This is a genomic window from Streptomyces sp. ASQP_92 (assembly GCF_025399895.1).
Taxonomy (GTDB): domain Bacteria; phylum Actinomycetota; class Actinomycetes; order Streptomycetales; family Streptomycetaceae; genus Streptomyces.
Window position 1 is genome coordinate 494,911 of sequence record NZ_JAODUA010000002.1, and the last position, 15,091, is coordinate 510,001.

Below are 15,091 nucleotides of genomic sequence, written 5' to 3' on the forward strand. Positions count from 1 at the left end.
ATCGAGCGAAATTCCCATGGGTGCCCCCGAGGGTGGTCAACAGATCCGGCTGACGGGCAGGTCCGCGTTCTTGGCGACCAATTCCGATGCCGCCATGAAACGGTGGACGAATTCCTGGGCGAAGGCGGAAGTGAAGCGTCCCTCGTTGTAGAAGAGCAGGACATGGAAACCCGCGCTGTGCGGCACGAGGACCAGTTCCAGTTCGAATCTGCTGCCCACTCCGTCCGGCACCAGAACCTCTATGTCGAGATCGCCGACGGTGATGCTGTAGACCGGTTCGGCCAGCATCTGGAAGACGATGTCGTCGGCGCGTGCCCCGTCGTTTCCGGAACCCGGTAGCGGCAACAGCTGATACGGAATTCCCTGGTTGAGGAATCCGCCCACCACGGTCTCGTGCGTCGCCTTGAGCGCCTCGGTGACCGGGGCGGACGGTGTGACGCGGGTGCGCAGCACGACCATGTTGGCCAGGAAGCCGACCGTGCGGCGGGTCTGCGGCCGCAGCCGGTTGGCGTACAGGGACGCCACCGCCAGATCGGTACGGCCGGTCGTGCGGTGCAGCGTGGCGTAGTACAGGGTGAGCATGGCGGCGAAGAGGGAGCTGCCCCGGCCGACGGCCAGCGCGCGCAGCGAGGCGACCGTCGCGGCGGACAGCTCGCCGCGCACCAGGGCGGTCCGGCGCGGACCCGGGTCGTCCCGCGTGGGCAGCGCGGGCAGATCGAGGTCACGCAACTCCCGCTGCCAGTAGGCTAGTTGGTTCTTCAGCTCACCATGGTCGAGCGCGTCGCGCTGCCATGCGGCGAACTCGCCGAACTGCCATCCCCCCTCGACCGGCTCCTTGGTGCCGCCGGACAGGCGGTCGAGCTCGGCGCACAGATCCTGGAAGACGATGCCGCACGACCAGGAGTCCGTGACCAGGTGGTGCATGTTGAAGCACAGCACGTGCTCGTCGTCGGCGACCCGCCACAGCGTGCAGCGCACCGCGCTGACGGTCGGGTCGATCCGGGTGGCGAGTTCCTCGGCGATCCGGGACCGCACCACCGACGCGGCGTCCGCCTCGCCCCGCAGATCGACCTGCCGCACCTCCAACGGGTGGGGCGGGCGCACGATTTGGCGCAGCTTTCTGCCGCCTCCGCCGAATACCGTACGCAGCGCGTCATGGCGGGCGTAAACCCGGTCGAGCGCCGTACGGAGAACGGACGGGTCCAGCGGGCCGTCAATGCGGCACATCATGGGGCAGTTGAGCGCTCCGTCCTGACCGCGATAGCGATCGAGGAACCACAACAGCCGCTGCCCCACGGAAGGTTCGGTCTCGCGCTCTTCGGAATTCCCCACGGCGCTCAAGCTACCGATCGCCACCCGGGCGGCTTCGGGCACTGAAAGATACTTGGCGGCATTGAAAGAAACAGCCGGTGCGGGACGTCGCGCTGCTAGCGTCCCCGGCATGCGGGACCTCGACCTACCGACCCCGGGCCACACCCGGCTGTCCTGGGACTACACACCGCGCACGCCCCAATTGCACCGCCTGTATCAGCGGGCCCAGGAGCAGCAGTGGAGCGCCGGGGACCTGGACTGGTCGCTGCCGGTGCCCTTCGGCGTGCCCCTGCCGGACGGGACCGACTTCGCGCGTGCCTCCTTCGAGGCCTCGCCGATGGCGGTGCGGGGCCGGCCGATGTGGGACACCTTCCGATGGGAGCTGCAGAGCTGGCTGGTCAGTCAGTTCCTGCACGGCGAACAGGCCGCCCTGGCCGCGGCCGCCCGGCTCGTCCAGGAGCTGCCCGACGTCGAGTCCAAGCTGTGCGCGGCGAGCCAGGTCACCGACGAGGCGCGCCATGTCGAAGTGTTCTCGCGCTATCTGCGCGAGAAGATCCCCCAGCCGTACGCGGTCAACGAGGCCCTGCACGCCCTGCTGAAGGACGTCCTGTCCGACGCCCGCTGGGACATCACCGCCCTCGGGATGCAGATCGTGGTGGAGGCCCTGGCGATGGCGGCGTTCCGGCTCGCGGGCACCACCTTCCACGACCCGCTCATCCGCCGCATCACCACCCTGGTCGCCCGCGACGAGGCCCGGCACGTCTCCTTCGGGGTGCTCGCCCTGCGGGAGGTCCACCGCGAGTTCAGCAGCGCCGAACGGGCCGAACGCGAGGACCTGGTCCTGGACGCCGCGGCCCTGATGCGCCGGCGCTTCCTCCTCGGTGACCTGTGGGAACGCCTGGACGTCGACCGCGCGGCGGGGGTGCGGTACGCGGCGGGCGACCGGGCCATGGTCGCCTACCGGCGCACCGTCTTCACCCGGGTGGTGAGCGCCCTCGACCACATCGACCTGCTGACCGGCCGCGTCCGCCAGGGCCTCGACCGGCTCGACCTGCTCGGCGACGGCTCGCCGGTGCGCCGGCCACCGGGCCGCCGCACCGGCTGAACTCGACGGAGGCACCCACCCATGACCCCGCCCGACCGCTTCGCACCCCGCCCCCCGAACCCGCGCCCCACCGCGACCCCGAGGCTCCCCGGCGCCCGCCCGGCCCCCGAGTCCGCCGCGCCCCCCACAACGGCGCAGGCCCTGTCGGTGCGCCTGTTCATGGCGGGCCTCGGCGCGGCCGAGCTGATGACGGCGTACCTGGGGCTGCGGCTCGGCCTCTACGACGCGCTGGCCGAGGGCGGTCCCGCGACCGCCCCGCAACTGGCCGAGCGCGCGGGCATCGCCCCCCGGTACGCCCGGGAGTGGCTCGAACAGCAGGCCGCGGCCGGCATCCTGACCACCGTGCCGGGCGACACCGAGCCGGACCGCCGGGTGTTCGTGCTGCCGCCCGGCCACGCGGAGGCGCTGACCGACCCCGGCAGCCTCTTCTCGATCGCCCCCCTCGTGCTGCTCCCCATCGGCGGTATGGCCTCGGTCCTTCCCCAGCTCATCGACGCGTTCCGTACCGGGCAGGGCATCGCCTACGAGCGGTTCGGGCCCGAACTGCGGGGCGGGCAGGCCGGGTTGAACCGGTCGGTCTTCCAGCACCAGCTCGCCGGATGGATCGCGGCCACCCTGCCCGAGGTGCACGCCGCGCTCGGCGGCGACGGAGGTGTGGTCGCGGACGTGGCCTGCGGTTCGGGCTACTCCTCGATCGCGCTGGCCCAGGCCTACCCGAGGGCCCGGGTGCACGGCCTCGACCTGGACGAGCGGTCGGTGCTCGACGCGCGCGCGAACGCGCGCGAGGCGGGGGTGGCCGACCGGGTGACCTTCGAGGTGCGCGACGCCGCCGACCGGGAACTCGCGGGCCGCTACGACCTGGTGTGCGTCTTCGACGCACTGCACGACATGGCGCGGCCGGTGGAGGTACTGCGGTCCTGCCGGGCCCTGCTGGCGCCGGGCGGATCGGTGCTCCTGATGGAACCCAACGTGGGGGAGCGGTTCACGGCGCCCGCCTCGGAGACCGAGCGCTTCCAGTACGCGGTGAGCCTGCTGCACTGTCTGCCGGTCGGCATGGCGGAGCAGCCGTCGGCGGCCACCGGGACCGTGATGCGCCCCGGCACGGTCCGGGCGTACGCCTCGGAGGCGGGCTTCGCGCGGGTGCGGGTGCTGCCCGTGCGGCACACCTTCCACCGGCTCTACCACCTGCTCTGAGAGCGACTGCGCACAGAGCGCGGCGAAGGGCCCGGAGGCCGCCGGGGCCTCCGGGCCCTTCGGTACCGCGGGGCCCACGGCGAGGCGCCGCAGGCCCTTCGCCGCTTCAGCGTCTAGCGCGTGGCGCCGCCGCCCAGGAACTCGTCGAGCAGCATGTTCACCTCGGTGGGCTTCTCCAGGAGCGCCGCGTGCCCGCTGTTCTTGATCTCCCGGTACTCGCACTCCGGGATGATCTTGGCGAGCTCCCGGGCCAGCGGGTAGGGCGACATGATGTCGTGCTCCATGCCGACCACCAGACAGGGCACGGTGATGCCCGCGATGCGCTCGGCGTCCGGGTCATAGGACGCCGAAGCCTCGGCGTGGCCGAGCGCGCCGTGCCCGCCGGACTCGGCGAGGCCGCGCAACCCCTCCAGATACGGCCCGATGAAGGCGTCCCGGTTGAGCGCACGCGGCCCGAACAGATACATCGCCCGGTAGATGCCCTCCATCACGGGCGGCATCACCACCCCGGCCCGCAGCCGTTCGAGGGCGTCCTCGCGGATCGCCCGGTGCAGCGCGCTCGGCTTCCAGGGCACCCCGACCAGTACGGCCCGGGTGAGCAACTCGGGCCGCTCCACGGCGAGTTCGAGGATGATGGTGGCGCCGAGTGAGTAGCCGACGATGGCACAGGGGCCCACGTCCAGCTGCTCGATGAGCGCGGCCACGTCCTCGGCCAGGCCCTCCATGGTGTACGGCGGAGGCGTCTCCTGCGACGGCGGTACGCCCCGGTGGTCGAAGGTGATCACCCGGTGGCCGCGCTTGGTCAGGAAGGGGACCTGCATCTGGTGGAACAGGTTCGCCTGGTGCTGGCCGGGGACCAGCAGCACGGGGCTGCCGTCGGGGTCCCCGAAGATGTCGTAGCTCAGGGTGACGCCGGTCTTGAGAGAGATCTCCACGCTGCCGTCCTTCACGGACTCGCCCGATGCTCGGGCGGGGGTTCGGTGGGTGGGGCCCGCACGGCCCGGGACCGGGGGCCGGCCGCCGAGCGGCCGGGGTTCGGAGCCGGGCCGAGGGGCGAGAGGCCTGGGTAGGGAGCGGGCCGAGGGGCCGCAGGCCCGGGTACGGGGCCGGGCCGAGGACCGCGCGGGGCGGTCCTCGGTCGGCGCGGCCCGTCCGACGACGCTAACGGCGCGGGGCGCGCTGCGGCGGTACCGCTGACAGGTCCCGTACAGAACCGCCCGTCACCAAGGACTCGAACGCGGCCCGGTCGGGACCCTCCACGGGCGGCTCGGGCAGGGGATGGTCGCGCAGGAAGGCGAGGATGCGACGGGAGACGGTACGGTCCGCCATCAGGTCCTGAGGGGTCATCAGCATGTTGTAGAGGCGCCGCGCTGCCTCGCCCACCACCTCGTCGTCCTCCCGCAGCACCGCCATCGCCCGCACGAACCGGTTGGGCAGATCCTCGGGCGGAGCCGCGCGCTCACCCCGGAGGCCGGCCCGCAACTGGGCGAACCGCGCCTCGTCCGAGGCGAGTTGAAGACCGAACCAGCGCCCCTGATGGGCGGCGGTCCACTCCTCGAACGCGATCACCGCGGCGAGCGGGTCATCGGCCGCGCCGTCCGCGACCCGGGCCAGCCGCTGGGCGTGGGCGAACGCGAGGGAGGTGCCCCGCCCGAAGGTGGGGTTGGTCTGCACGGCGGCGTCCCCGAGCAGCACGAGCCCGGCCGCCGCCGGCCGGCCCCGCTCGTCCAGGAGCCGCCGCCACCGGTTCTCGATGTTGCCCATGGGCGCCGGATCGTCGAGCGGCACCCCGCAGTCGAGCCAGACCGCCGTGCGGGGCACCGCCGCCAGGAAGCGGGTGAACGTGTCAGGTTCGCGCAGCCGGTGGCGCAGTGGATCGGACACCGCGACCGTCGCCGAGAGCTGGAAGGTGTCGTTGTCGCCGGGGAAGACCAGCGCGGTCGCGTACGGCAGCTCGGCGATCTGCGGGGCCGCGAGGGAGGGGAAGCGGTGGCCGGGACGCAGCCGGTAGTGGCGCGTCAGATAGAAGAACCCGCAGGGCTGGGCGGTCTCGCTCGGCGCCGGCAGGGCGACATCGGTGAGCCATCGCGCGATCCGGGAGCGCCGGCCGCTCGCGTCGACCACGAGATCGGCCCGGAACTCCTCGCGCCCCGCCGTCCGCACCCCCACCACCCGCGGTACGCCCCGGACATCACCACAGAGCCGAAGCCCCGCCACCCGGGTGCCGTGCGCGAACGTGACACCCGGCTCGGCCCGCGCGGCACGGCGCAGCACGCCCTCGTACACCAGGCGCCGGGAAAGGACGGTAGCGTCCGGCAGGCCCGCCGTGAGCGGGACCGGCACCGCGCCCCGCGCCGCGAGGGCCGCCAGTACGTCGGGGGCCTCCTCGCGCAGCACCCGTGTCGCCAGGGCGAGGAAGGCATGGCCCTGGCGGGCGTGCGGAACCTCCGGGCGCCGCCACAGGCGTACGTCGTCGTCGGGGCCCGCGTCGGGCGGCGGTTCCCCGCTCTCCAGAACGGTCACCCGATGGCCGCGCCGGGCGGCGAACAGCGCCGCGGCCGACCCGGCGAGCCCGGCGCCGATCACCAGGACGTCGGCCATCGCGCGCTCACCTCGCCGCCGCGTGGTCCGGAGCGTCCGCGTCCCAGGCGACGCGGTATCCGTAGACGTCGTCCGCGCTCTTCACGCTCAGCCGCAGGAAGAAGGGGAGCATCAGATCGCGCAGGGCCCGCCCCACCGGCCCGTTGGGCGTCATGTGCCCACCGGTGCGCCGGGCCCGCCGCACCAGCCCTTCCACCCGGGGTCGCCGGATGCCCTCGAAGGCGGCGAACGCCCGGGCCGGGTCGGCCTCGTCGCGCAGGCACTTGGCGAGGACGACGGCGTCCTCCATGCCCAGGGCCGCGCCCTGGCCCAGGTGCGGGGATATGGCGTGGGCCGCGTCACCGAGCAGGCATACGTTCTGGCGGTGCCAGGTGGGCAGCGAGGGCAGGTCGTAGAGCGGCCAGCGGCCTATGGGGCCCTCGGTCGCGCGCAGTATCCCCGCGACCACCCGGTGATCGGCGGCGTGCCGGCGCAACAGGTCGTCCCGCCACTGGTCGTCGGTGATCGACGCGGCCCACCCCTTGGCGGGCTCCACGGTCTCGGTGTGGTTCTCGAACCAGTAGACCTCCCCGCCGGGAAGCACCTGGTAGCCGAAGAACCCGCGCAGCCCGAACACCATCCGCAGGACGCCGTCCGCCTCCCCGGCTCCCTTGGTGCGGGCGAAGCCGCCGGAGCCGATGCCCTGGGTGAAGCTGGGCGCCGGCGCCTCGGGGAACACGGCCGCCCGGGTCGCGGAGTTGATGCCGTCGGCGCCGACGAGCAGAGCGCCGCGGGCCGTCGTGCCGTCCGCGAACCGGGCGGTGACCCGGCGCGGACCGTCCTGGTCGACGCGGACGAGCCGTTTGCCGAACTCGACCGGTACGCCCGCCTCTTCGGCCGCCTGACGCAGCCCCTTGTTGAGCAGACCGCGCTTGATGACGGTGGTCCGCTCGGGATTTCTGCCGATGGTGCGGCCCCGATGGTTGGCGAAGACCAGGTGGGTGGTGGGTTCGCCGGCGCGCAGGACCTCCTCCGCGATGCCGAGGCTCTCCAGGACGCTGCGCCCGTTGGGCCCCAGGTTGAGGAACGACCCGGCCGCGTCGTCCGGTTCGTCGCGGGCCTCGTACAGCACGGGCTCGAACCCGCAGCCGCGCAGGAACAGCGCGAGCACCGGGCCGGTGATCCCGCAGCCCACGATGAGGACCCGCTTGTCGCCGGGAGTGTCGAAGGAACGAGCGTGGGGCATGGGCGTACTTCCTCCTCCGCCCGGTCGCCGGACTGGCCGGGACCGGCGTCAACCTGCCACGAAATTACGGAACTTGACGACCGTCACGTACGCGCAGAGCACACTCACGCCGACGGTCCAGGCGACCGTGGCGAGCACCGGCACCAGCAGGGGCCCGCCGTGCGAGAGGCCGACCAGCGCCTCCACCGCCGTGGAGACGGGCTGCGCCGCCACGATCGGGCGGATCGCGCCGGGGTAGGCGTCCAGCGGCATATAGCCCGAGGACATCAACGTCAGGGCCAGAGTGGGCAGTTGAACCCAGCGCATGATGACCGGCGGGTAGGGCGCCAGGAGTGCGGCGACCACCGCGAGCGAGGTGCACATCAGGCCGAACAGGGCCACCAGGACGAAGAAGCCCAGCGCGGCCACGACACCCTGCTCGAAGCGGAACCCCGGGATCTGGGCGATGGCCGCCACCAGGGCCGCGATGGCCAGGATGCGGACCAGGTCGCCCAGCATCCGCCCGAACAGCATGGACAGGGCGTTGATCGGCATGGCCCGCAGCCGGTTGAAGACGCCGCTGCGGATGTCCACCCAGAAGGCGATCGAGCTGGAGCCGATGGCCGAGAACGCCGTGATCAGGATGATCAGCGGGGCGAGGCGCACCACATAGCTCTCGCCCAGCGTGTCGTGGACCAGGATGTTGAACGCGGCCAGCAGCATGAACAGTTGGAGCAGCGGGAAGCCGAAGGTGGCCACCAGCATCATTGGGCTGCGCAGGAACAGTTTCAGGACCCGGCCGGCGATGATCCGGCTCTCCGCCCAGAGTCCCGAAGCCGTCGAGGGAAGCGCTGGGCGTACGCCGGCTGTCGCGGTCACTGGGTCACCTTCCGGAAGGCGCGTGCGGTGGTCCACCCGCACAGCAGGATCAGCCCGGCACACCACACCAGTGCGGGCCAGACCCGGCCGGTGCCGGTGGCGCCGTCCGACAGGGCGCGCAGCGCGTCCACGACGGCGGAGACGGGGGAGACGTCGACGACCGGCTGGAGCCAGCCGGGGAACAGTGCGGCCGGAACGAACCCGCTCGACACCACGAGCAGGGGCAGATAGGGCAGATACAGGGCGGCGGCCAACGCCTCCTGGCTGCGCAGGGTCAGACCGAGGGTGGCGGTGACGGCGGCCAGCGCGGCGGCGAACAGAACCGCGACCAGGACGAAGCCGAGCGCCGCCAACGGCCCCTCGTGGAAACGGAATCCGGCGAGATGGGCCACCAGCGTGATCACCACGGTGGAGATCACCGCCTCCGCGGCGACGGTCAGCAGCCGGGCCGCGCCCAGGGCGGCACTGCTGATCGGCATCGTCCGCAGCCGGCTGAACAGTCCGCTGCCGCGGTCGGCGGCCAGCGCCATCGCCGAGGCGATCGCGATGAACATCAGGGCCTGGACCACCAGGGTGGGGGTCACCGAAGGCCCGTAGTCGATGCCCTTGTCGGCGAGCATGCCACTGAACGTGGCGTAGAAGATGCCGAAGAACACCAACGGCTGCACCACGGTGCCGAAGAGGGCGCCCTTGCTGAAGGAGCGCTTGAGGTCGCGCTCCGCCAGCACGGTTACGTCGTTGAGGAAGGCGGGCCCCGTCGGGGGCGCCGGGGCGCTCATGAACGGCCCTCTGCGGCCGCGCCCGACGCCGGGTCGCCGGTGCCCCGGTGGTCCTTGGTCAGGGCGAAGAAGACGTCGTTGAGGGTGGGCGGGTGCACGGCGATGTCATCGGCCCGCAGGGCAGCGCCGTCGAGCGCGCGCACGATGCCGGAGAGTTCGTCGGCGCCGCGCATCGGGACGACCAGGGTGTCGTCCCGCTCCTGCACCCCCGCGAAGCCCGCGAGCGCGCCGGCCGCGCGGGCCCGGTCGCCCGCGTCGGCGATCTGCACCTCGCACACGGAACCGCCCACGTCCTTCTTGAGCTCCTTGGGCGTGCCCTCCGCGATCACCCGGCCCTCGTCGATGACGACGATCCGCTCGGCGAGCGCGTCGGCCTCCTCCAGGTACTGGGTGGTGAGCAGGATCGCCATGCCGTCGCGGGCCAGCTCACGCACCGCGTCCCACAGGGCCTGGCGGCTGCGCGGGTCGAGCCCGGTCGTCGGCTCGTCGAGGACCAGGATCGGGCGCGGTACGACCAGGCTCGCGGCCAGGTCGAGCCTGCGCCGCATGCCGCCCGAATACTGCCCGACCGGCCGGTCGCCGGACTCGGACAGGCCGAAGCGGTCCAGGAGTTCGGTGGCGCGGGCCTGCGCACCCGAGCGGGTGAGCCGGAGGAGACGGCCGAAGAACACCAGGTTCTCCCGGCCGGTGAGCGTCTCGTCCACGGCGGCGAACTGGCCGGTGACGGCGACGCTGGCACGGACGCCCGCCGGGTCGGTGGTGACGTCGTGCCCGTCGAGCCGGGCGGTGCCACCGTCCGGGGTGAGCAGCGTGGTGAGGCAGTTGATGACGGTGGTCTTGCCCGCGCCGTTGGGGCCCAGAAGGCCGACGACGGTGCCCGCGGCCACGGAGAACGACACGTCGTCCACGGCCGCCTTGGGCCCGAAACTCTTGCGGAGCCGATCGATCTCGATCGCCGCTTCGGCCACAGCAGGACCCCTTTCCTCACACAGGAGGCTCCGCGGTCGCGGAACCCGCTCCAACGGAACGACGCGAACACGTCGTAATCCACCCAATGGGTATGCTCCGCGCCGCGACGGTAGCAACACGTCGGGTGACGGGAGCCGTTGCTGTCGGAGATCTTTCACTCAGCCGACCAGAAGCTTCTGTTCGCGTAGTTGCGTCAGGACATAGGCGACCACGTCCTCGGAGGTGGCGATGGAGCGCCCCGTCTCCTCGTCGATCGGCGGCAGGTCGAAGTCGTCCTCGATGGCGAAGGCCAGTTCAAGGAGGGCCAGCGAGTGGTAGCCCAGGTCGTTGACGAGATGGGCGGGACGGTCGGTGGGCATGTCCTCGCCGTCGGGGGCGAGTTGGCGCACCAGGGACAGGATGCTGTCGCGTACGGAGCTCTCGGTGTGGGCCATGTCCGTCTCTCCTACGTCCGGGTCGGGTCGGGGGATGCGGCGCCGTACGCGTGCCACAGGGCGCGGCGGCGCGGTTTGCCGCTGGAGGTCCAGGGGATCGAACCGCGGGGCACCACCCGCACCACGGTCCGGGCGCCACTGGTGCCGCGGGCCAGGAGGCGGGCCATGTGCGCGTCGGCCCGCGGGTCGCGCGGCCCGTGGTCGTCCTCGATCAGCGCCACGGCCACCGGGCCCGACGCGTCGTCGCCCAGCACGACGACGGCGCCGCGCGGCAGGACACCGGCCTCCCTGAGCGACTGCTCCAGATCCTCGGCGAACACCCGGGTGCCCCGTACCTTCACGCTGTCGCCGAGCCGGCCCCGCACATACAGTTCGCCCGCGCTGAGGAAACCGGCGTCCCCGGTGTGCAGTTCGCCGTCCGTGAAGCGGCTGCCGGCGCCTTCGTGGCCCAGGTGGCCCAGGCCCAGCGAGGGGCCGCGCACGACGATCTCGCCGACCGTCCCGTCCGGCACCGGGCGGCCCCCCTCGTCCACGATCCGTACGGTGGTGCCCGGCAGCGGGGTGCCGCAGCCGACCACCGAGCCGCGTCGGCGCCGGCCGTCGCCGCGCCGTACCCCGGTCACCGCGAGCGTGGCCTCGGCCAGACCGTAGGCGGGCAGCAGGGCCGTGCCGTCGAAGCCGTGCGGGGCGAGCAGGGCGGTGAAGCGGTCGAGGAGTCCGGGCGCCATGCGTTCGGCGCCGACGACCATCGCCGACACACCGGAGAGGTCCAGGCCGTCGAGCTGATCGGGGTGGACCCGGCGCACGAGGTGATCGAGCCCGAAGGCGGGAGTGGCGGTGATCGACGCGCCCCGCTCGGCGAAGCAGCGCAGATGGTCCAGGGGGCGCCGCACGAAGTCCTCGGGCCGCATCAGCCACAGGTCGTTCCCCGCGACCACGGGCCCGAGCAGACAGCCGACGAGGCCCATGTCGTGATGGACCGGCAGCCAACTCGCCCAAATGGAACGTGAGGTGACGCCCAGCCAGTCCCGGATGACGGCGAGGTTGGCACTCAGCCCCTCCCAGCCGATGCGTACGCCCCGGGCCGGGCCGCTCGAACCGGAGGTGAACTGCACGAGAGCGGTCGCCGGGTGCGCGACCTCGCCGGGTGCGGGACCGTCCGGCCCCGGCGCCAGGAGTTCGGCGGCGCTCAGTGTCGGCACGCCGGGGCCGTCGGCGACCGCGTCGCCCACGACCAGGCGCGGGCGTGCGGCCGTGAGGAGGGCCGCCAGCCGTTCCCGGTGTCCCGTGGCGACCGGCCGACCGGTGGGCTCCGGGGCGAGCGGCGCGGGGACGGCCCCGACGAGCAGGGTGGCGAAGAACGCCGCCACGAACGCGGGCCCGGATGCCAGGGCCAGCGCCACCACGTCGTCGCGGCGGACCCCGGCCTCCACGAGCCGGCCGGCCGCGCGCCGCGCATCGGCCGCGAGCTCCTCGTAGGAGTGGTGGTACCAACCGCCATCCCGGGTACTGAAGTGAATGCCCCGCGCCGCCTCGGGCGCCTGGAGCCATGCGAGCAACTGCCCATCGCGCACTGCCTGTTCACCTCCCCATCAGGCCTCGATGCGGGAGCCTAGGCAAGCCCCGGCGCGGCTCGGCGGATGCTGTTGAGTGTCTTTCACCGAGCCGGGCCCGGTGGGGTCGCGGGCGGACTCTGGGTGTCCCGCGCGCGGGGCATCCTCCCCGCGCCCACCCAACGGCGTACGCGCTTCGGGGCGTACCGGCAGGAGGGGCCCATGCTGGACGGATTCGTCCCCTGGCCGACCGAGTTCACCGAGCGGTACCGCCTTCGCGGCTACCGGCAGGGCCGCACCCTGCACGAGCTGCTGCTCGCGGCGGCCGCCGAGCACGGCCCCCGGACGGCGGTGGTGTCCGGCGCGACCCGGCTGACCTTCACCGAACTCGTGCAACATGCCGGGGAGTTGGCGTCGGGACTGCACCGGCTCGGCATCCGGCCGCGCGAGCGCGTGGTGGTCCAGCTGCCCAACCGGGCGGACTTCGTCGTGCTGTGCTTCGCCCTCTTCCGGCTCGGGGCGGTGCCGGTGATGGCGCTGCCCGGGCACCGGCGCAACGAGCTGGTGCACCTGTGCCGGCGCGCCGAGGCCGTCGCCCTGGTCGTACCGGACCGCTTCCAGGGCTACGACTTCCGGGCGCTGGCCCGTGAAGTGCACGGTGAAGTACCGGAGTTGCGACACATCCTGGTGGCGGGGGAGCCCGAGGAGTTCACCGCCCTCGATTCGGTGCCGTGCCCGCCGGTCGACCTGGCGCCGGTCGATCCCGGTGAGGTGGCTCTGCTGCTCCTGTCCGGCGGCACCACCGGGCTGCCCAAGCTGATCCCCCGCACCCACGACGACTACGCGTACAACGCGCTTGCCTGCGCGCAGGCGCTGGGGGTCGACCGGGACAGCGCCTATCTGGCCGCCACGCCGGTGGCCCACAACGCCGCGCTCGGCTGCCCGGGCGTGCTCGGCACCCTGTTCCGCGGCGGCAAGGCGGTGCTCGCCGCGAGCCCGAGCCCGGACGAGGCGCTGCCCCTGGTGGTCCGGGAGCGCGTGACGCTCACGACGCTGGTGCCGCCGCTGGTCATGATGTGGCTGGCGGACCCGGAGGTGCTGAAGGCGGATCTGTCGGGGCTGCTGCTCCAGGTGGGCAGCTCCAAGTTCCAGCCGGAGGTGGCGCGCAGGGTGCGCGAACAGATGGGCTGCCGACTCACCCAGTGGTACGGCATCGGCGAGGGGCTCCTCACCCATACCCGGCTCGACGACCCGCTGGAGGTCGTCCTCCACACCGAGGGCCGCCCGCTCTGCCCGGACGACGAGATCCGGATCGTCGACGACGCCGGGCGGCCGGTGCCGCCCGGCGAGGTGGGCGAGCTGCTGACCCGGGGGCCGTACACCATCCGCGGCTACTTCAGGGCGCCCGAGCACAACGCGCGGGCCTTCACCGAGGACGGCTTCTTCCGCACCGGCGACCTGGTACGTCTGCGCCCCGACGGCAATCTGGTGGTGATGGGACGGGCCAAGGACATCATCCACCGCGGCGGCGACAAGGTGTCCGCCGAGGAGGTCGAGGAGCATCTGCTGTCCCATCCGCAAGTGCGCGACGTCGCGGTGGTGGGGCTCGCCGACGACATGCTCGGCGAGCGGATCTGCGCCTATGTCGTCGCGGACCCGGAGGCCGGTGCGGGCGAGCCCGGCGCGGCCCGGCTCAAGGCGTATCTGCGGGAGCGGGGCCTTGCCTCCTACAAGGTGCCCGACCAGGTCGAGCGGGTGGATTCCTTCCCCAAGACGCCGGTGGGCAAGGTCGACAAGGCCGCGATGCGTGCGCGCGGAAACCGCTGACGCGCTGGTGCGGGCCGTGCTGCCGCCGTGGGCGGCGGGCGCGGCCCGCGCCGACGACGCCGCCGGGCCGCTCTTCGCGGGGGAGCGCGCCCTGTGCGCGGGCGTCGGGCCGCGCAGACAAGGGGAGTTCACCACCGGACGGTGGTGTGCGCACCGCGCTCTGGCCCGGCTCGGTGTGCCGCCGGTGGAGGTGGGACGGGGCGCGCGCGGCGAACCGCTGTGGCCGCCCGGAGTCCTCGGCAGCATCACCCACTGCGCGGGGTTCCGCGCCGCCGCCGTGTGCCGCGCCCGCGACGCCCTGGGCCTCGGCATCGACGTGGAGCGTGACGCCCCGCTTCCGGCGCGGGTGAGGGCCCGTCTGATCCACGAGCAGGAGGCGGTGCGCGTGCGGCTGGAACCCGCCGGTGAGCGCTTGCTGTTCAGCGCCAAAGAAGCCGTGTACAAAGCGTGTTCGGCGCTCGGCGGTGACAGCTGCGCCCCGTCCCTGGCCCAGATACGCATCGAGGTGGCGCCCGGCGGACACGGGCCGGGGGCGAGCGGGCGCTTTACGGCGCGGGTGCCGGCCGCCACCGGCGCCGGTGGTCCCGGCCGCCCTGTCTTCGAGGGGCGTTGGCACCACTCCCACGGTCTGGTGGTGACGTCGTGCGTGATCGTGCGCCCGGACACGGGTGTGCCCACGGCGCGCCTCGCACACGCCGTGGGCACACCCGGGCCCCCTCAGACCAGATCGGCCTGGGACTCCAGTACATAGCCGCGTCCCCATACGGTGCGTATGGAAAGACCGAGCGGTTGAATGCGCTCCCTGGTCCGCATCATGTGCAGGTCCAGGGCGTTGCGGGTCCTGGACCCATTGACCTGGCCGAGCCGGTAGCGAAGTGCCTCACGGGGGACGACCTCACGGAAATTCGGTACGAGCAGTTCGAGAAGTTCGGTCTGGGTGGGCGAGACCGTCACGGAACGGGAGGAGAAGTGCAATACCCCGCTCTCGTCCAGACACGGAAGCCGGTTCATCCGGTACCGGCGGCTGAGGGCGTTCACCCGGGCCTGTAAGTCGTGCGCGGCGATCGGAGCCCTGACCCAGTCCTCGCACACGTCCTCGCACACCGGCGCCTCGGCCCTCGCTTCCACGACCAGTATCCGAGGCACGCCGATCGTGCGGTATCGATCCCGCAGTTCCTGTTGCGCCGGCCATCTCAGTAACCGGACTTCTTCACGTGACAAGTACGCGCCCCTTC

At 72.7% G+C, this 15,091-nt stretch carries 14 protein-coding genes; 4 read left to right on the top strand and 10 right to left on the bottom strand.

The window, feature by feature from the left end; all coding sequences use genetic code 11:
* Nucleotides 1–36: 36 nt before the first annotated feature.
* Entirely contained in the window at nt 37–1,332 is a 1,296-nt protein-coding gene (locus N4G70_RS08295; protein WP_261711826.1) for a condensation domain-containing protein, read from the bottom strand.
* A gap of 109 nt (nt 1,333–1,441) precedes the next feature.
* Here N4G70_RS08295 and N4G70_RS08300 point away from each other — a divergent pair, with 109 nt between their 5' ends.
* Together N4G70_RS08300 and N4G70_RS08305 are read left to right on the top strand one after the other, a co-directional pair.
* On the top strand, nt 1,442–2,416 hold the full coding sequence (locus N4G70_RS08300; protein ID WP_261711827.1) for a ferritin-like domain-containing protein: 975 nt from the start codon (nt 1,442–1,444) through the stop codon (nt 2,414–2,416).
* A 21-nt stretch (nt 2,417–2,437) separates the two neighbouring features.
* Nucleotides 2,438–3,610 carry a bifunctional 2-polyprenyl-6-hydroxyphenol methylase/3-demethylubiquinol 3-O-methyltransferase UbiG gene (locus N4G70_RS08305; RefSeq protein WP_261711828.1) on the top strand — a complete coding sequence of 391 codons (1,173 nt, stop codon included), beginning with the start codon at nt 2,438–2,440 and terminating at the stop codon, nt 3,608–3,610.
* A gap of 113 nt (nt 3,611–3,723) precedes the next feature.
* Here the strand turns inward: N4G70_RS08305 and N4G70_RS08310 are convergent, their stop codons facing one another.
* From N4G70_RS08310 to N4G70_RS08345, 8 genes are all read right to left on the bottom strand, one after another.
* Nucleotides 3,724–4,545, bottom strand: a complete 822-nt coding sequence (locus N4G70_RS08310; RefSeq protein ID WP_261711829.1) for an alpha/beta fold hydrolase — start codon at nt 4,543–4,545, stop codon at nt 3,724–3,726.
* A gap of 226 nt (nt 4,546–4,771) precedes the next feature.
* Nucleotides 4,772–6,211 carry an NAD(P)/FAD-dependent oxidoreductase gene (locus N4G70_RS08315; RefSeq protein ID WP_261711830.1) on the bottom strand — a complete coding sequence of 480 codons (1,440 nt, stop codon included), beginning with the start codon at nt 6,209–6,211 and terminating at the stop codon, nt 4,772–4,774.
* Nucleotides 6,212–6,218: 7 nt separating this feature from the next.
* Nucleotides 6,219–7,436, bottom strand: a complete 1,218-nt coding sequence (locus N4G70_RS08320; protein WP_261711831.1) for an NAD(P)/FAD-dependent oxidoreductase — start codon at nt 7,434–7,436, stop codon at nt 6,219–6,221.
* Between the two features lie 48 nt (nt 7,437–7,484).
* Nucleotides 7,485–8,294, bottom strand: coding sequence for an ABC transporter permease (locus N4G70_RS08325; protein ID WP_261711832.1), 810 nt, complete (start codon nt 8,292–8,294; stop codon nt 7,485–7,487).
* Nucleotides 8,291–9,073: an ABC transporter permease gene (locus N4G70_RS08330; protein ID WP_261711833.1), complete on the bottom strand. Its 783-nt coding sequence runs from the start codon at nt 9,071–9,073 to the stop codon at nt 8,291–8,293. Before N4G70_RS08330 ends, N4G70_RS08325 begins: the two co-directional genes overlap by 4 nt.
* Complete coding sequence (locus N4G70_RS08335; RefSeq protein WP_261711835.1) at nt 9,070–10,041, bottom strand: ATP-binding cassette domain-containing protein; 972 nt, start codon at nt 10,039–10,041, stop codon at nt 9,070–9,072. Before N4G70_RS08335 ends, N4G70_RS08330 begins: the two co-directional genes overlap by 4 nt.
* A gap of 159 nt (nt 10,042–10,200) precedes the next feature.
* On the bottom strand, nt 10,201–10,476 hold the full coding sequence (locus N4G70_RS08340) for a hypothetical protein (protein ID WP_261711836.1): 276 nt from the start codon (nt 10,474–10,476) through the stop codon (nt 10,201–10,203).
* Nucleotides 10,477–10,487: 11 nt separating this feature from the next.
* A complete protein-coding gene (locus N4G70_RS08345) occupies nt 10,488–12,050 on the bottom strand; it encodes an AMP-binding protein (RefSeq protein ID WP_261711837.1) in 1,563 nt (520 codons plus the stop codon).
* A 201-nt stretch (nt 12,051–12,251) separates the two neighbouring features.
* Here N4G70_RS08345 and N4G70_RS08350 point away from each other — a divergent pair, with 201 nt between their 5' ends.
* Nucleotides 12,252–13,856, top strand: coding sequence for a (2,3-dihydroxybenzoyl)adenylate synthase (locus tag N4G70_RS08350; RefSeq protein WP_261711838.1), 1,605 nt, complete (start codon nt 12,252–12,254; stop codon nt 13,854–13,856).
* Entirely contained in the window at nt 13,837–14,607 is a 771-nt protein-coding gene (locus N4G70_RS08355; RefSeq protein ID WP_261711839.1) for a 4'-phosphopantetheinyl transferase, read from the top strand. Before N4G70_RS08350 ends, N4G70_RS08355 begins: the two co-directional genes overlap by 20 nt.
* On the opposite strand, the gene N4G70_RS08360 is transcribed toward N4G70_RS08355, so the two are convergent.
* Nucleotides 14,574–15,002 (bottom strand): winged helix-turn-helix domain-containing protein, encoded by a 429-nt coding sequence (locus N4G70_RS08360; protein WP_202518752.1) that lies wholly within the window; start codon nt 15,000–15,002, stop codon nt 14,574–14,576. The genes N4G70_RS08355 and N4G70_RS08360 overlap by 34 nt on opposite strands.
* Nucleotides 15,003–15,091: the final 89 nt, after the last annotated feature.

Coding starts and splice junctions, on each gene's coding strand:
- N4G70_RS08350 (WP_261711838.1), top strand. CDS start 12,252: ATGCTGGACGGATTCGTCCCCTGGCCGACCGAGTTCACCGAGCGGTAC.
- N4G70_RS08340 (WP_261711836.1), bottom strand. CDS start 10,476: ATGGCCCACACCGAGAGCTCCGTACGCGACAGCATCCTGTCCCTGGTG.
- N4G70_RS08305 (WP_261711828.1), top strand. CDS start 2,438: ATGACCCCGCCCGACCGCTTCGCACCCCGCCCCCCGAACCCGCGCCCC.
- N4G70_RS08320 (WP_261711831.1), bottom strand. CDS start 7,436: ATGCCCCACGCTCGTTCCTTCGACACTCCCGGCGACAAGCGGGTCCTC.
- N4G70_RS08330 (WP_261711833.1), bottom strand. CDS start 9,073: ATGAGCGCCCCGGCGCCCCCGACGGGGCCCGCCTTCCTCAACGACGTA.
- N4G70_RS08315 (WP_261711830.1), bottom strand. CDS start 6,211: ATGGCCGACGTCCTGGTGATCGGCGCCGGGCTCGCCGGGTCGGCCGCG.
- N4G70_RS08300 (WP_261711827.1), top strand. CDS start 1,442: ATGCGGGACCTCGACCTACCGACCCCGGGCCACACCCGGCTGTCCTGG.